Genomic DNA, 15659 nt, shown 5'->3' with positions numbered 1-15659 from the left:
TAAGTTAGCAAGGTTAATTAATGCAGGTTACATCTAGTGTGGGTGGTGAAGGGTTCCGTCCGGATGGGTGATCGTCCTTGACGCGGCGCGGCGGCGGTAGGACCGTGGGGCCCTATGAGGGGCGAACCCAGTTGCCCGAAGTGCGGTGGCCGGGTCAGGGCTCCCGGCCTCTTCTCGGACTCGTGGCAGTGTGATGTGCACGGCACCGTCCATCCGGTGCAGCCCGTGATACCGCCCAGCGTCGACGCCCTCAACGTCGTGGTGCACCGCACTCAGGTGCCGTTGTGGATGCCGTGGCCGCTGCCGGTGGGGTGGCTGTTCACGGGTGTGGCCTGCGCGGGCGACGACCGCACGGGCGGCCGTGCGACCGCCGTCGCCTGCACGGGGCCCGGGCCGCTCGGCGGGATGGGCGAGCTGATCCTGGTGGCCGAGGAGCTCGGCGTCGGGCTCGGGGCGCGGTACGCGGGCATGGACGGTCCCGACCCGGGGCCGCATATGAACGTCGAGAAGCCGCCCCAGGCGAAGGTGCTGGCCGCCGGGCGTCCCACGCCGTTGTGGCATGTGGCCGGGGCGCCCGATGATCGTGCCGTCTTCGCCGGTGAGGCGCTGGGGGTGTGGCTGTGGGCCGTGGTGTGGCCGGTGCAGTCGGGGCTGCTGATGTACGACGAGCTGGTGCTGACGGATCTGCGGGACGCCGGGGCGGAGGTCGAGCTGGTTCCCTGCGGCGCCCTGTCCCCGCGGTTGCTGGGGACCTGAGGTCTGTAGGGGGTGCCCACGCAGTTCGGGTGTGACATCGGATGCTGAGAAGCCGGTTATCCTGGAGCGGCCCTGTTCGTGTCGTTCGTGTCTGGAGTCCGTGTCGTGCGCATCGATCTGCACACCCACTCCACCGCTTCCGACGGTACGGACACCCCTGCCGAGCTGGTGCGCAAGGCCGCCGCGGCCGGGCTGGACGTCGTCGCGCTGACCGATCACGACACCACCCGCGGGCATGCCGAGGCGATCGCCGCGCTGCCCGAGGGGGTCACGCTGGTCACCGGGGCCGAACTGTCCTGCCGGCTCGACGGGATCAGCATGCACATGCTGGCCTACCTCTTCGACGCCGAGGAGCCGCGGCTGCTCGCCGAGCGGGAGCTCGTCCGGGACGACCGGGTGCCGCGCGCCCAGGGCATGATCGCAAAGCTCCAGGGGCTGGGCGTGCCCGTGACGTGGGAGCAAGTGGCACGGATCGCCGGTGACGGGTCCGTGGGGCGTCCGCACGTGGCGAGCGCGCTCGTCGAGCTGGGCGTCGTGCCGACCGTGAACGACGCCTTCACGCGGGAGTGGCTGGCCGACGGAGGCAGGGTCTTCGTGGAGAAGCACGAGACCGACCCCTTCGAGGCGATCCGGCTGATCAAGGGCGCCGGCGGGGTCGCCGTGTTCGCGCATCCCGGGGCGAGCAAGCGGGGGCGCACGGTACCGGAGGCCGCCATCGCGGAGATGGCCGCTGCCGGGCTGGACGGTGTCGAAATCGACCACATGGACCACGACGCGGACACCCGCGCGCGACTGCGAGGGCTGGCGAAGGAGCTCGGGCTCCTCGTCACCGGGTCGTCGGACTACCACGGCAGCCGCAAGACGTGCGTGCTCGGGGAGTACACGACGGATCCCGAGGTCTACGGGGAGATCACACGACGGGCCTTCGGGGCGTTTCCCGTGCCGGGTGCCGGCGGAGCCGTCTGAGGTTCCTCTTCCCCGGCAGGTCCGTTTCCTCTTTTCTCACTCGGCGCTGCCCGCTGTGTTCGCCTTCCCTCCAAGCTCTCCACTGCGTTCGAGCAGGGCGGTGCCCCCATCGCCGTGCGGAACGCCGGAACACAGCGGCAGCTTTCTGCGCAAGGCTCACCATGTTCGACGTCGCCGTCTTCGGCTCCCTCTTCCTGACCCTCTTCGTGATCATGGATCCTCCGGGGATCACACCGATCTTCCTCGCGCTCACCGCCGGCAGGCCCGGCAAGGTGCAGAAGCGGATGGCCTTCCAGGCCGTCTGTGTCGCGGGCGGTGTGATCACCGTGTTCGGGCTTCTCGGGCACCAGATCCTGAACTACCTGCACGTGTCCGTGCCCGCGCTGATGATCGCGGGCGGTCTGCTGCTCCTGCTGATCGCGCTGGATCTGCTCACCGGCAAGACCGACGAGCCGAAGCAGACCAAGGACGTGAACGTCGCCCTCGTTCCGCTGGGCATGCCGCTGCTGGCCGGGCCCGGGGCGATCGTGTCGGTCATCCTCGCCGTGCAGAAGGCCCACAGCGTCGCCACCCAGGTGTCGGTGTGGGCGGCGATCCTCGCCATCCATGTCGTGCTGTGGATGGTGATGCGCTACTCCCTGGTGATCATCCGGATCATCAAGGACGGCGGAGTGGTCCTCGTGACCCGGCTCGCGGGCATGATGCTCTCCGCCATCGCCGTGCAGCAGATCATCAACGGCGTCACCCAGGTGATCCAGGGGAGCTGAGGGGCCGCGTCAGGCCTGGAGCGTCAGGACGCCGCGGTCTCCCCGGCCGCTTTCGGGATACGGAGGTGCACGTCCCTCTTGTGCGGCTCGCGGCCGCTGGACGATCCGGGGGACCGTGGTCCCGGCCCTGACCCGGCGGGGCAGAAGCTCCAGGCCTGGAGCTCGTGGGGCAGGTCGATGATCCGCTCGTCGGCGTCGGGCAGGTTCATGGCCTCGCGGTGGATGTCCGCCACCACCGCCGAGGGTGACGGACCGCCCCGGCCGAGGATCCGGTCGGCGCGGACGGCGAGCACGTCCGGGGGGTCCGGGAACCGCATCCCGGCCGCCGGCCTGGCCTCGACTGGCTCGGGCTCGGCGGCGGAGTCCTCCTCACGCCGGGCGGCCTCGGCGGCGGCCCGCTCGTGCGGTTCCCCCGTGCGACCGGTCCGTTCCGGCACGCTCCACCGTCCTGTTCTGGCGCCCGCCGTGCCCCCCAGCCAGTACGCCCCCGGCCGCCGAGGTCCGCAACGGCGAAGCCCCCGCGCGGCCGATGCCGGGCGGGGGCTGCGAAGTCTGGGAGAACTGCGCGCGTTATGAGGCCGCGGTCTCGGCCGGGCGGATCCAGAGGCGCTGCCCTATGGCGGCCGCCTGCTGAACGATGCGGTTGACGGAGGCGGCGTCCACGACGGTCGTGTCCACAGGTGTGCCGTCGACGTCGTCGAGTCGCATGATTTCGAAGCGCAAGGGCTTCTCCCTTCGTCTGGTCATCCTCCTGAGGAGAACTACTCGGTGGTGCGGCCCACCGGGCTCGTGCCCGGTGTTCCATATGGGTCAACAGAGGAGCACGGGTCAAACATTCCCTACGCTAAGGAAATTTTTCGAACGGCTAATTACTGTGCCGTAAGAATGTGGTTACGGGACCGACCGGGACCGGTTGTGTTCGCAGCGTGACCGCCGGGACAATGGACGTGATGAACGACGACCTCGCGGCCCTCCATGCCCGCATCGACCGCACCAACGAGCTGCTCCAGCGCATGCTCGCCGAGGTGGCGAAGACGCCCTCGACCCACGCGATCTTCGTCGATGCCGGGTACCTGTACGCGGCCGCCGGACGCCTCGTCGCCGGCACGGAGGACCGCCGCGCCGTCGACCTCGACGCCGAAGGGCTGATCGACGCGCTCATCGACAAGGCCCGCACGATCTTCGCGGACAGCCGGCTGCTGCGGGTCTACTGGTACGACGGCGCCCGGCGCCGCATCCACACGAGCGAGCAGCAGACCATCGCGGAACTGCCGGACGTCAAGGTGCGCCTGGGCAACCTCAACGCCAACAACCAGCAGAAGGGCGTCGACTCCCTCATCCGGTCCGACCTGGAGTCCCTCGCCCGGCACCGCGCCATCAGCGACGCGGCCCTGCTCGGCGGCGACGAGGACCTGGTGTCGGCGGTGGAGGCGGCCCAGGGGTACGGCGCCCGGGTCCACCTCTGGGGCATCGAGGCGCCGGAGGGCCGCAACCAGGCGGAGCCCCTCCTGTGGGAGGTCGACAGCCAGCGCACCTTCGACCTCGACTTCTTCAAGCCGTACGTCTCCCGCCGCACGGCCCAGGTCCACGAGTCGGCCGCGGGCCGGCCCAGTCGGGAGGACGTGCGCTTCGTGGGCGCCCAGATCGCCGCGAAGTGGCTGGCGGCACGCGGCCGGGACACCCTGGTGGAGCTGCTGCCCGGCCACCCCTATCTGCCCGGCTCGGTCGACCAGGACCTGCTCGTGGAGGCGGAGGGCCTCCTGCAGTACTCGCTGCGTGGCCAGGCGGACCTGCGGCGAGCCCTGCGCGACGGCTTCTGGGAGCACTTGCGGACGCAGTACTAGGCGCCCCGGCGCCCTGCCGGACGGCGAGGACCGGCCCGAAGCCGGACACCCCTAGGCCGTTCCGATGCCGTCCCAGAAGTCCGCGAGGGCGTGGGCCGTCGGCAGGGGGCGGTCGGCGTTGGGGGAGTGCTCCGCTCCCGTGACCACCGTGCGGTGCGCGCCCAGCCGCAGAGCCATGTCGTCGAGGATCGCCACCGGCCAGGTGTCGTCGTGCGCGCCAGACAGGACGTGGAACGGCAGCGGGACCGCTGCCAGTTCGGCGACGCGGTCCGGCTCGGTGCACAACTGACGCCCGGTGGCCAGCAGTTGGGCAGGGCTGTGGCCCAGCCAGCGGCGGCGCAACTGCTCCTGGTCACCGAGGCCGCGGGCGGGCCCCCCGACCTCCTCCGGCGGCCCCATGGCCCGGATGGCCTCCCACACCTCCTCCATCGACAGCACGGCGAGCGCGTCCCGCAGCAGCTTCACGCGCTCCTGCTGGGAGACGGAGATCTCCGCCGGGCCGGACGAGACCAGGGTGAAGGAGAGGAAGGGGGAGTGGTCGAGCAGCACGGCCGCACGGGCGATCTGCCCGCCCAGCGAGTGCCCGACGAGATGCAGGGGTGCGCCGAGGGCCTCGGCCTGCGCGAGCACGTCCCGCGCCAGTTCCCGCTGCGCGTAGGCCGATTCGTCCTCCAGGGGGCCGCCCGACTCGTGCTGTCCCCGCCCGTCCACGGCGACGACCCGGTATCCCCGCTGTGCGAGCGGCTCGTGCAGCAGCCTGAAGTCCTCTTTGCTTCCGGTGAACCCGGGCAGCATCAGGACGGCTCCCTTGCCCTCCACGCCCGCCGCCGGCGCCGAGTCGACGACGGCGAACTCGCCGCGTGCGGTGCGCAGGCGGTAGGCACGGGCGCCCGGGGGCGGGGGGAAGGCGGGGTGGCTCGTCACGGGGTGAGGGTAGCGGGTGGGGACCGGCCCCGTGGCCCCAGGCGAACGCCGACGGCCCGGCCCCCGTGCGAGGGGGCCGGGCCGTCCGGGAGGGGGTGTCAGCCCTCCGTGGGCTCCGCGGCGGCCGTGGCCTTGCGGGTGCGGCGGGCCCGAGGCTTCGCCTCCGCCGTGTCCTCCGAAACCGGGGCGGCCGCGGTCACCTTGCGCGCCCGGCGCGGCTTGGCGGCGGTCTTCGGCTCCTGATCCGCCTGGGCGGGGATCTCGGTGGGCTCGGCGGCCTTGCGGGTGCGGCGGCGCGGCGTGGCCTCCGTACCCGCGGCCGTGTCGACAGCGGTCTCGGCCGCTGCGGCGGTCTTCCGCGTCCGACGCGGCTTGGCCTCCGCGGCCTCCGCCTCCACAGCGGCGGCAGCCGTCTTCCGCGCGCGCCGGGGCTTGGCCTCGGTCGCCTCCGCCGTGTCGACGCTCGCCTCCGCCTTGGCGGCGCTCGCCTTGCGCGTGCGGCGCGGCTTGGCCTCGGCGGTCTCCGGCTCCTGAGTCGACTGGGCCGGGATCTCGGCGACGGCAGGCGCGGCCTCGGCGGTCTTGCGGGTGCGGCGGCGCGGCGTGGCCTCCGTGCCCTCGGCCGTGTCGACGGCGGTCTCGGCCGCCGCGGCGGTCTTCCGCGTGCGGCGCGGCTTGGCCGCCTCGACGGCCTCCGGCGCCTCCGCCGTGGGCTCGGCGGTCTTGCGGGTACGGCGGCGCGGCGCGGCTTCGGTGGCTTCCACCGTGTCGACGGCGGTCTCGGCCGCCGTGGCCTTGCGCGTACGCCGGGGCTTGGCTTCGGCCGGCTCGGCGGTGTCCGCCGACGCGGCGGTCTTGCGGGTGCGCCGGGGCTTGGCCTCGGCCGCCTCGGCCGTGTCCACGCTCGCCTCGGCCTTCGCGGCCGTCTTGCGCGTCCGGCGCGGCTTCGTCTCCGAAGGCTCCGGCGCGGACTCGGTGAGCCCCTCGGCCGTGTCGACCGCCGACTCGGCCGCGGGGGCGGCCGTGGCCTTGCGGGTGCGGGTGCGGCGGCGCGGCGCGGCGGCGGCAGCCTCGGGCGACGCGGCGTCCGTGGCTTCGGCGACGACCGTCGTCTCCGGGGCCGACGGCGTCACCGCGGCCTCGGTCTCGACCGCCGACGTCTCCGACCGGCGCGTGCGGCGGCGACGCGACGTCGGGGCGGCCTCAGGCGCCCCTGCGGTCGTGCCCTCGGCCGACGCGACGGCGTTCACCGCCTGCTCGGACGCGAGGGTCTCGACCGCCGCGACCGGAGCCGACTCGGACTGGGCCCCGCCGCGGGTGCGGCGACGGCGACGCGGGGTGCGAGGAGCCGTGACGGCATCCGCCCCGGTGGCGCCGCCGGTGGCCGTGGTCTCCGGCGCGGTGCCGCCGGCGGACTCGGGCGCCCCGTCCAGTACGGCCCCGCCGCGCGTACGGCGGCGGCTGCGCGGCGTACGCGGCGACCGCTCGCGGTCGGCCGAGCGGGACTCGTCCCGGTCGCCGCGACCGGGACGGCCGCCGCGCCCGCGCGGCCCACGGCCGCCCGGCTCGCCCAGGTCCTCCAGCTCCTCCGCTTCCAGCCCGGCACGCGTACGCTCCGAGCGCGGCAGGACGCCCTTGGTGCCCTCGGGGATGCCGAGGTCCGTGTACAGGTGCGGGGAGGTGGAGTACGTCTCCGGCGGGTCGCTGAAGCCCAGGTCCAGCGCCTTGTTGATCAGCTGCCAGCGCGGGATGTCGTCCCAGTCGACGAGCGTGATCGCCGTACCCTTCGCACCCGCGCGGCCGGTCCGGCCGATGCGGTGCAGGTACGTCTTCTCCTCTTCCGGCGACTGGTAGTTGATGACGTGCGTGACGCCCTCGACGTCGATGCCACGGGCGGCGACGTCGGTGCAGACGAGCACATCGACCTTGCCGTTGCGGAAGGCGCGCAGGGCCTGCTCGCGAGCGCCCTGGCCGAGGTCGCCGTGGACGGCCCCGGAGGCGAAGCCGCGCTGCTTGAGCTGGTCGGCGAGGTCGGCCGCGGTGCGCTTGGTGCGGCAGAACACCATGACCAGTCCCCGGCTCTCGGCCTGGAGGATGCGCGCGACCATCTCGGGCTTGTCCATGTTGTGCGCGCGGTAGACGAACTGCTTCGTGTTCGCGACCGTCGCGCCCGCGTCGTCCGGGGACGTGGCGCTGATGTGTGTGGGCTGCGACATGTAGCGGCGGGCCAGGCCGATGACCGCGCCCGGCATGGTGGCCGAGAACAGCATCGTCTGTCGCCGCACCGGAAGCATGTTGATGATCTTCTCGACGTCGGGCAGGAAGCCCAGGTCGAGCATCTCGTCTGCCTCGTCGAGGACCAGGCACCTCACGTGCTTCAGGTCCAGCTTCTTCTGCCCGGCGAGGTCGAGCAGCCGGCCCGGGGTGCCGACGACCACGTCGATGCCCTTCTTCAGGGCCTCGACCTGGGGCTCGTAGGCCCTGCCGCCGTAGATGGCGAGGACGCGCACGTTGCGTGCCTTGCCCGCGGTCAGCAGGTCGTTGGTGACCTGCGTGCACAGCTCGCGCGTGGGGACGACGATGAGTGCCTGCGGGGCGTCCGTGAGGTCCTCGGGCTTGGCGCGTCCGGCCTCCACGTCCGCGGGGACGGTGACGCGCTCGAGGAGCGGGAGCCCGAAGCCCAGCGTCTTGCCGGTGCCGGTCTTGGCCTGGCCGATGACGTCCTTGCCCGAGAGGGCGACGGGAAGCGTCATCTCCTGGATGGGGAAGGGGGTGATGATGCCGACGGCCTCCAGGGCCTCGGCGGTCTCGGGGAGGATTCCGAGCTCTCGGAACGTAGTCAGGGTGCTGCCTCTTCTGTGTGGGCGGCGCGAGGCGAGCGCGGGGTCGTGTCAGACCGTGCCGGGGACGTCGGCTGCTTACGGGCGGGCCGAAAAGCACAGGACCGCGCCGACGCTCTAGCGCTCGTGCCGCTGAGGGTGTCCCCCTCCGGGTCTCGTACGCACTGAGGCGGACGGCCGGGGAGGGCTGTCGGGTCGGAGCCGATCGGGCCACCGACCGGGCATCCTCATACGTGCGGCCTGTCGAGGTACGTCAACGTACCAGCAGGCGCATTACCACCATACCCCGGAATCCCGCACATGTGATGGCCGATTCGGTCACGTAGTCGTCGTCACAGTGATTGACCAGGGCCTTACGCCTCCCGGCGGGCGGGCTATTGTGCGCTTCATGACGAGCTCTGACAAGCCTGAGAACGCCAAGGACACCGACGCCGCCGCACCCACCTCGGTCGCCGCCCGGGACTGGGCGACGGCCTCCGCCGACCCTCAGTACCGTGCCGCGGTCGTGGACCTGCTCGGCGCGCTCGCGTACGGCGAACTCGCGGCGTTCGAGCGGCTCGCGGAGGACGCCAAGCTGGCGCCGACGCTGGCGGACAAGGCGGCACTGGCGAAGATGGCGTCGGCGGAGTTCCACCACTTCGAGAGGCTGCGCGACCGGCTCGCCGAGATCGGGGAGGAACCGACGCGGGCGATGGAGCCGTTCGTCGCCGCGTACGACGGGTTCCACAAGCAGACCGCCCCTTCCGACTGGCTGGAGGGACTCGTCAAGGCCTACGTCGGCGACTCGATCGCCAGCGACTTCTACCGGGAGGTCGCCGCCCGGCTGGACTCCGACTCCCGCAAGCTGGTGCTGGCCGTCCTCGACGACACGGGCCACGGCGGTTTCGCCGTGGAGAAGGTGCGGGCCGCGATCGACGCCGACCCGCGTGTGGGCGGACGGCTCGCGCTGTGGGCGCGGCGGTTGATGGGTGAGGCCCTGTCGCAGTCCCAGCGGGTGGTCGCCGACCGGGACGCGCTGTCGACCATGCTGGTGGGCGGCGTCGCGGACGGCTTCGACCTCGCCGAGGTGGGAAAGATGTTCTCCCGGATCACCGAGGCCCACACCAAGCGGATGGCCGCGCTGGGGCTGGCCGCCTAGGGGCGTTGGTGTCCGCGAAGTCGCGTCGTCCGCCCGGAGGGCGGGTGCTGCGGCGTCATGAGGGTGCGCCCTCCGGGCGGAGTCGAGGGCTTGGGGGAGCGTGCCGGGCGTCGCGGGGGAGACGGGACTTGGCGGACCCACCCTGGCTTTCCGCCGTCCGGCCGGGCCGCGTCGTCATCGGAGCCGCCACCGTCGGCGACCCCTCAGGCGGTCGCCGACCGGCGGCGCAGTCTTCCCGCGGGGCGCAGCAGCAGTGACAGCGAGGCCACCGAGACGATCATCGCGCCGAGCAGGACGAGCAGCACGTGCCCGGCGTCCAGCGCACTGTGCATGACGAAGGCTCCGAAGAGGGCGCCGGCGACACCGGTCGACAGGACCAGGGAGCGGGCTGGAAGCCGGTGCGGCAGGCGGTGTGCGGCCGCCCATGCCAGAGCCAGGCCGAGGATCGCGGAGCTCAGCGCTTCCAGGAGCATGTCGGGGTCCCTCCCACACGGCCGGCCTGCCCAAATCGGTCGTAGCCCGTCTTACCCCTGACCTGCGGATTCCAACCACCCCTGGGGGCGACTTGTGCTCCATCCGTGAAGGAACCGGTGTACCGCAAGGAGAAGCGGAGGCTACGTGGAAGGGGTGTCCGAGGGAGGGCAAACCAAACGGGGCGAGACGGCCGACAGCCGTCCCGCCCCGTTTCGCGTATGCGCTTACAGCGCGCCAAAGCCCACCTTGCGCGGGGCCGGCTCACCGATCTCGACGTACGCGAGACGGTCGGCCGGGACGAGGAGCTTGCGGCCGTGCTCGTCCACGAGGCTCAGCAGCTGCGACTTCCCGGCCAGTGCCTCGGCGACCACGCGCTCGACCTCCTCGGCAGTCTGACCGCTCTCCAGAACGATCTCGCGGGGCGCGTGCTGCACGCCGATCTTGACCTCCACGGCTTTGTCCCTCCGACGGTCAGTGATGTGCGCGACCTTCCGCGCCGTACGCAGCACACATTAGCCCGGTGAGGGGACGTACATGCTCCGCCCGAGAACGCCACGAGCGAACATCGGGCGGGAACAAAGCGCCCGTCAGTGGTGCGGCTGGTCCATGCCGTGCAGCGGGAAGCCCGCGATACCGCGCCACGCCAGCGAGGTGAGCAGCTGCACCGCTTGGTCGCGCGGCACGCTGCGGTCGCTGTGCAGCCAGGATCGTGCCACCACCTGGGCGAGGCCGCCCAGCCCCGAGGCGAGCAGCATCGACTCCGCGCGCGACAGGCCGGTGTCCTCGGCGATGACGTCGCAGATCGCCTCGGCGCACTCGTTCGTGACCTTGTCGACGCGCTCGCGCACGGCGGGCTCGTTCGTCAGGTCCGACTCGAAGACCAGGCGGAAGGCGCCGCCGTCGTCCTCGACGTAGGCGAAGTAGGCGTCCATCGTCGCCCGGACGCGCTGTTTGTTGTCGGTCGTCGACGCGAGCGCGTTCCGTACGGACTGGATGAGCGACTCGCAGTGCTGGTCCAGCAGTGCGAGATAGAGGTCGAGCTTGCCCGGGAAGTGCTGGTAGAGCACCGGCTTGCTGACGCCGGCACGCTCCGCGATGTCGTCCATCGCGGCCGCGTGGTAGCCCTGGGCCACGAAGACCTCCTGGGCGGCGCCCAGAAGCTGGTTGCGTCGGGCACGGCGCGGCAGGCGTGTGCCCCGCGGGCGAACCGCCTCTGTCTGCTCGATGGCTGTCACGCCGCCTCCCATAGTCGTCCACATGCGGATCTGGCCGCGTCGCCATCGTACTTTTCGGTAACCGTGGTGTGCGCGGTGAGAGCGCAGAATTTCACGGACCGGACGGTTACGAAAGCGGTTGCGAAGGTTTCAAACAGGGTCAGAGCGGGCAAAATTCTGCCCCTTTCCCGTTCTCTGGAGCTGCTCGTCGCCCGTCGGCGGCGAACGTCACCGGTAGTCGTCCTCGTCGAGCGTGACGATCCTGGTCTGCTCCACCAGGTCGGCCTCGTTGGCGCGGTCCGGGTCGACGGCGGTCAGCGGGTCGTCGCGATGGGGCGTGATGTCCGCCCGCTGCTCGGCCGCGTCGACCTCGGGTGCCTCGACGTCGAACTCCTGCACCTCCTGCGCGTCCTCGGCCTCGAACGTCTCCGGGTCGGTGGGGTCTACGGCCATGATGGGCTCCCTTCCTACGAACGTCCCTGGGAATGCAGGGGCCACACGCGGGTGCCCTCTGTACGAGCCTAGGAGACACCCGTTCCGGACGCTATGCGATCCGCGTCCGGAACGTGACGCGCTGCTCATCCCGTCGACTGCTACCCACGAGTGCTCGGGTGCCTTCTCTTCCATCCCCTCAACAGGCCGAATCCTGTGACGGCGAACACAGGCGAACGTATGAGTCACTGCGTGATCGTCTCGTAACATTGCCGCATGTCTTCGACCGAGCTGCCGTTCGTGCCGCCCGCCAATGTGCTGCCGAAGGTGGGGACCGTCCGGGTCGCGGAGGGCGAGCGCCTGCGGTCGGTCGAGCTCCCCGGGGTCACGCTGACGGTCCGGTCGCGGCCTCCCGCCCGCGAGGGGCTGCCTCCCGCGCTGTACGTGCACGGGCTCGGCGGTTCCTCGCAGAACTGGTCGGCGCTGATGGCGCTGCTGGACGACTTCGTCGACAGCGAGGCCCTCGACCTGCCGGGTTTCGGGGACTCCCCGCCCCCGGACGACGGCGACTACTCCGTCACGGGGCACGCGCGCGCGGTCATCCGTTACCTCGACGCCTCCGGGCGCGGCCCCGTGCACCTGTTCGGGAACTCGCTCGGCGGCGCGGTCGCCACCCGTGTCGCCGCGGTTCGGCCCGATCTGGTCCGTACGCTCACGCTTGTGTCTCCCGCCCTGCCGGAAATCCGAGTGCAGCGCGCCGCCGTGCCCACGGGGTTGCTGGCGGTGCCCGGTGTCGCCCTGCTCTTCACCCGGCTCACCCGGCAGTGGACGGCGGAACAGCGCGTCCGCGGCGTGATGGCGCTGTGTTACGGGGATCCCGGGCGGGTGACGCCGGAAGGATTCAGCAACGCCGTGCAGGAGATGGAGCGGCGGCTGCGGCTGCCGTACTTCTGGGACGCGATGGCACGCTCGGCGCGCGGGATCGTCAACGCGTACACCTTGGGCGGCCAGCAGGGGCTGTGGCGTCAGGCCGAACGGGTTCTCGCGCCCACTCTCCTCGTCTACGGCGGCCGTGACCAGCTCGTCGGCTTCCGAATGGCCCAGAAGGCGGCCCGGGCCTTCCGTGACTCGCGGCTCATGACGTTGCCGGATGCCGGGCACGTGGCGATGATGGAGTACCCGGAGACGGTGGCCATGGCGTTTCGTGAACTGCTCCAAGATGCGGGAGAGTTGGGCGCGCAGCGGGCAAGGCGGGCCGGCCGGGCGGATTCCGGGGGCGACGCCGTCGACGGAGAAGGCACCGACGAAAGCATGGGGGGCTGAGGCGCGACGTGGGACGCCACAGCCGCCGCGGGCCGGTCGTCAAGGGCGACAGCGCGGACACAATCGCAGAGCGGGACCGCCAGGACGGCCGGGTCGGGTCCGAGCGGGCTCAGGGACCAGCCAGGGGCCAGGCGCCGGACGGGAGCCGTGGTGGTCGTACGGCATCGCCGCCTGGACCACTCAGACTGCCGGGGCCCCGGCCCGCCCCTGCGGACGGAACACCGCCGCACGGCCTGCCACGCCTCCCGGACGGCTGGCTTCCGGACGGCACGCCCGCGCGTGGCGTTCCCCGGCTGCCTGACGGCGCTCCGGCGCGTGGCGTTCCGCGGCTGCCGGACGGGACTCCCTCACAGGGGGTTCCTCGTCTGCCGGACGGTACGCCGGGGCGTGGAGTACCCCGCTTCTCCGAGGGCACTCCTGCGCGTGGCGTTCCGCGGCTGCCGGACGGGACTCCCTCACAGGGGGTTCCTCGTCTGCCGGACGGTACGCCGGGGCGTGGAGTACCCCGCTTCTCCGAGGGCACTCCTGCGCGTGGCGTTCCGCGGCTGCCGGACGGGACTCCCGCTCACGGGGCTCCGCGCATGCCCGACGGCACTCCGGCGCACGGAATGCCGCGGTTGCCCGATGGGACGCCCGCACGCGGAATGCGCGTTCCGGACGGGACGCCCGCGCATGGGGCTCCGCGCATGCCTGACGGCACTCCGGCGCACGGAATGCCGCGGACGCCTGACGGGACGCCCGCGCGTGGGATGCCCCGGGTGCCCGGGGGCACGACCGCGCACGGCTTTGGGCAGGCCCGGGGCGGGCACCCCGAGCAGCGGGAAGCCGGAGGCGGCTGGGGCGAGTCGAGGGGGCCGGGCGGGGGACCCGCCGGTGCCGGTGTTCCCATACCGAGGCAGCGCCGGGCCTCCGTGCCCGGGCCGCGACAGGACTATCTCGACGCCTTCGTCGAAGAGGAGGACGACGTCTTCGCGCCCCGTACGCCCGCCTCCGCGCATGCCGCGGACGCCCGCACCTCCGTCACGGACTGGAACGTCGGCACGCCGGCCGATTCCGGGTCCGGGCACGACGACGCGGGGCCCACCGGCACGCCCGTGTCGGCCAGGGGCGGCAAGGGCCGTACCTTCACCGGCATCGCGGCCGCGGCCATCACGACCGTGCTGGCCGTCGTCGTCGCCGGCCAGGTCACCGACGACCACGCCGGTGCCGAGGTGCAGTCACAGTCGGCCACCGACCAGGCCCGCGACATCCGGGACACCGCGTCCCGCGCCGACGGCCGGGGCCCGGCCCCGGCGGCCGCGCCGCCGACCTACGACGAGAAGATGGGCCGGACGTACCCGCTCGGCGTCGAGCTCAAGGGCTCGGGGAAGTTCGACGCCGTTCCCGGGATCGCCAAGGCCCCGGGCGCCGGGCAGAAGTTCACCTACCGCGTGGACGTGGAGCAGGGACTCGGGCTGGATGGCGCGTTGTTCGCCGAGGCCGTGCAGAAGACGCTCAACGACCGGCGCAGCTGGGCCCACAACGGCGCGCGCACCTTCGAGCGCATCTACTCCGGCAAGCCCGACTTCGTGATCACTCTCGCCAGCCCCGGCACGACCGCCGACTGGTGTGCCAAGTCCGGTCTGGACACCACCGAGGACAACGTCTCCTGCGACTCGGCCGCGACCGAGCGGGTGATGATCAACGCCTACCGGTGGGCGCAGGGCTCGGAGACCTACGGCGCCGACAAGATCCACGCCTACCGGCAGATGCTGATCAACCACGAGGTCGGCCACCGCCTCGGTTACGGTCACGTCACCTGCGACAAGGACGGCGACCTCGCGCCGGTCATGCAGCAGCAGACCAAGTTCCTCGCTCACGACGGCATCCGATGCCGCCCCAACCCCTGGGCGTATCCCGGGAGTTGACGGACCTCACAGGAGGTGTGGCGCGGCTCGCGTCGACATGCTCGGAAAGTTCGTTCGTTCAGTCCGGGCATGTCGCCCCGTCCCGCCTCCGTTCGCGCCGCCATCGAGCGGGCGCTCATCGGCGTGACCCCGTCGTGCGTGGCCGTTATCCGCTGTTGCCGACGCCTGCCCCAGGGGAGGCCCGCATGGGCCTGTTGCCGGTCACGCGCGACGTGGGTGTCGCCGTCGAGAGCGTCGGCGAGGTGCTGGTGATGCGGCACGGCCGGGCGGTCGGGCACGGCCCGGTCGCCGGTGGCGCCCCGGCCCAGCCGGTACACCCGGGACCTGCCGGCCGCCGTCCCCCGGCTGGACGCGCCGCGCAAGGGCTCGTCGGCCCCCGAGGAGGCAGTTCTGAGGCAACCGGCCTCGGACACGAGTTCGGCCGTGGTGAAGGGGTGGCCTCGGCCGTGGGTGACGTGTCGCAGACCTTGCGTCGTGGTGAGACCTTCGGGATCGCCGGCGAGAGCGGCAGCGGCAAACGACCCTCGGGCGCATGTTTGTCGGACTGCTGAACCGACGTCGGGGTCGCTGACCTTCGACGGCCGCGCGCACCCCTGGGTGAACCCGGCGGTGCGGATGGTCTTGCGGGACCCCGTCTCCTCCCTCGATGCCCCCGTAGCGCGGGCGAGGCCGGCGCCGACCCGCTGGGCGAGCGGCAGGAGAAGCGCATCCGGGAGCGCGTGGGGCAACTGCGGGAGCGCGTGGGCTCGAAGCGGTGCCCGGCCACACCCGCACCAGGCAGCTGCTGGCCGTAGTACCGGCGCTCGGCCGGGAGGCCCCCGCGCGACGCCGGGCGCAGCGACGGGAGTCGGCCGCAGCGTGACGATCCGTGCCTGTTTGATCTCCTAGCGCGACAGAACGCGACCCGCACGGGAAAGTTACGACCGTTCACCCCTTTTGGTGGGGGGGGGGGCCCCCCGCCCCCCCCCCCCCCCCCCCCCCCCACCACAAACACCACCCCCCCCCCCCCCCCCCCAAAAAAAAAAAAAAAAAACCCCACCCCCACAACACCCCCAAAAGGACGCGCACAAAAAA

16 protein-coding genes and 1 pseudogene are annotated in these 15659 nt (G+C 72.1%); 9 read left to right on the top strand and 8 right to left on the bottom strand.

Annotated elements, in window-relative coordinates; all coding sequences use genetic code 11:
* Positions 1–114 precede the first annotated feature (114 nt).
* The 3 genes from ACIQHQ_RS15370 (at position 115) to ACIQHQ_RS15360 (ending at position 2489) form a co-directional block, all read left to right on the top strand.
* Positions 115–756 (top strand): DUF6758 family protein, encoded by a 642-nt coding sequence (locus ACIQHQ_RS15370; RefSeq protein WP_402612390.1) that lies wholly within the window; start codon positions 115–117, stop codon positions 754–756.
* Positions 757–861: 105 nt separating this feature from the next.
* Complete coding sequence (locus ACIQHQ_RS15365) at positions 862–1722, top strand: PHP domain-containing protein (protein WP_402612687.1); 861 nt, start codon at positions 862–864, stop codon at positions 1720–1722.
* A 161-nt stretch (positions 1723–1883) separates the two neighbouring features.
* Entirely contained in the window at positions 1884–2489 is a 606-nt protein-coding gene (locus tag ACIQHQ_RS15360; RefSeq protein ID WP_390988346.1) for a MarC family protein, read from the top strand.
* 23 nt (positions 2490–2512) lie between these two features.
* On the opposite strand, the gene ACIQHQ_RS15355 is transcribed toward ACIQHQ_RS15360, so the two are convergent.
* A complete protein-coding gene (locus ACIQHQ_RS15355) occupies positions 2513–2926 on the bottom strand; it encodes a hypothetical protein (protein ID WP_402612389.1) in 414 nt (137 codons plus the stop codon).
* Between the two features lie 133 nt (positions 2927–3059).
* Complete coding sequence (locus tag ACIQHQ_RS15350) at positions 3060–3212, bottom strand: hypothetical protein (RefSeq protein WP_402612388.1); 153 nt, start codon at positions 3210–3212, stop codon at positions 3060–3062.
* A gap of 227 nt (positions 3213–3439) precedes the next feature.
* Here ACIQHQ_RS15350 and ACIQHQ_RS15345 point away from each other — a divergent pair, with 227 nt between their 5' ends.
* Positions 3440–4333 (top strand): NYN domain-containing protein, encoded by an 894-nt coding sequence (locus ACIQHQ_RS15345; protein ID WP_402612387.1) that lies wholly within the window; start codon positions 3440–3442, stop codon positions 4331–4333.
* Positions 4334–4384: 51 nt separating this feature from the next.
* Here the strand turns inward: ACIQHQ_RS15345 and ACIQHQ_RS15340 are convergent, their stop codons facing one another.
* The gene (locus ACIQHQ_RS15340) at positions 4385–5257 is read right to left on the bottom strand and encodes an alpha/beta fold hydrolase (RefSeq protein ID WP_402612386.1); all 873 of its coding nucleotides are present in this window, start codon (positions 5255–5257) and stop codon (positions 4385–4387) included.
* A gap of 98 nt (positions 5258–5355) precedes the next feature.
* Positions 5356–8010: a DEAD/DEAH box helicase gene (locus ACIQHQ_RS15335; protein ID WP_402612385.1), complete on the bottom strand. Its 2655-nt coding sequence runs from the start codon at positions 8008–8010 to the stop codon at positions 5356–5358.
* A gap of 475 nt (positions 8011–8485) precedes the next feature.
* On the opposite strand from ACIQHQ_RS15335, the gene ACIQHQ_RS15330 reads away from it, so the two are divergent.
* A complete protein-coding gene (locus ACIQHQ_RS15330; protein WP_283971459.1) occupies positions 8486–9235 on the top strand; it encodes a ferritin-like fold-containing protein in 750 nt (249 codons plus the stop codon).
* Positions 9236–9438: 203 nt separating this feature from the next.
* Here the strand turns inward: ACIQHQ_RS15330 and ACIQHQ_RS15325 are convergent, their stop codons facing one another.
* From ACIQHQ_RS15325 to ACIQHQ_RS15310, 4 genes are all read right to left on the bottom strand, one after another.
* On the bottom strand, positions 9439–9708 hold the full coding sequence (locus tag ACIQHQ_RS15325; protein ID WP_402612384.1) for a hypothetical protein: 270 nt from the start codon (positions 9706–9708) through the stop codon (positions 9439–9441).
* A 225-nt stretch (positions 9709–9933) separates the two neighbouring features.
* Positions 9934–10161: a DUF3107 domain-containing protein gene (locus ACIQHQ_RS15320; protein ID WP_030854792.1), complete on the bottom strand. Its 228-nt coding sequence runs from the start codon at positions 10159–10161 to the stop codon at positions 9934–9936.
* A 135-nt stretch (positions 10162–10296) separates the two neighbouring features.
* Entirely contained in the window at positions 10297–10944 is a 648-nt protein-coding gene (locus tag ACIQHQ_RS15315; protein WP_031132394.1) for a TetR/AcrR family transcriptional regulator, read from the bottom strand.
* Between the two features lie 207 nt (positions 10945–11151).
* On the bottom strand, positions 11152–11376 hold the full coding sequence (locus tag ACIQHQ_RS15310; RefSeq protein ID WP_402612383.1) for a hypothetical protein: 225 nt from the start codon (positions 11374–11376) through the stop codon (positions 11152–11154).
* A gap of 255 nt (positions 11377–11631) precedes the next feature.
* Here ACIQHQ_RS15310 and ACIQHQ_RS15305 point away from each other — a divergent pair, with 255 nt between their 5' ends.
* From ACIQHQ_RS15305 to ACIQHQ_RS15290, 4 genes and pseudogenes are all read left to right on the top strand, one after another.
* On the top strand, positions 11632–12678 hold the full coding sequence (locus tag ACIQHQ_RS15305; RefSeq protein WP_402612382.1) for an alpha/beta fold hydrolase: 1047 nt from the start codon (positions 11632–11634) through the stop codon (positions 12676–12678).
* A 581-nt stretch (positions 12679–13259) separates the two neighbouring features.
* Positions 13260–14585, top strand: a complete 1326-nt coding sequence (locus ACIQHQ_RS15300; protein WP_402612381.1) for a DUF3152 domain-containing protein — start codon at positions 13260–13262, stop codon at positions 14583–14585.
* Between the two features lie 69 nt (positions 14586–14654).
* Positions 14655–14837 carry an Ms4533A family Cys-rich leader peptide gene (locus ACIQHQ_RS15295; protein WP_402612380.1) on the top strand — a complete coding sequence of 61 codons (183 nt, stop codon included), beginning with the start codon at positions 14655–14657 and terminating at the stop codon, positions 14835–14837.
* A pseudogene (locus ACIQHQ_RS15290) lies at positions 14762–15331 on the top strand (ATP-binding cassette domain-containing protein); the annotation flags it as partial. The gene ACIQHQ_RS15295 and the pseudogene ACIQHQ_RS15290, both read left to right, overlap by 76 nt.
* Between the last annotated feature and the right edge of the window lie 328 nt (positions 15332–15659).

Origin of the sequence: Streptomyces sp. NPDC092370, assembly GCF_044755265.1 — a bacterium.
Taxonomy (GTDB): domain Bacteria; phylum Actinomycetota; class Actinomycetes; order Streptomycetales; family Streptomycetaceae; genus Streptomyces.
This window is presented reverse-complemented; position numbering and strand designations above follow the sequence as displayed.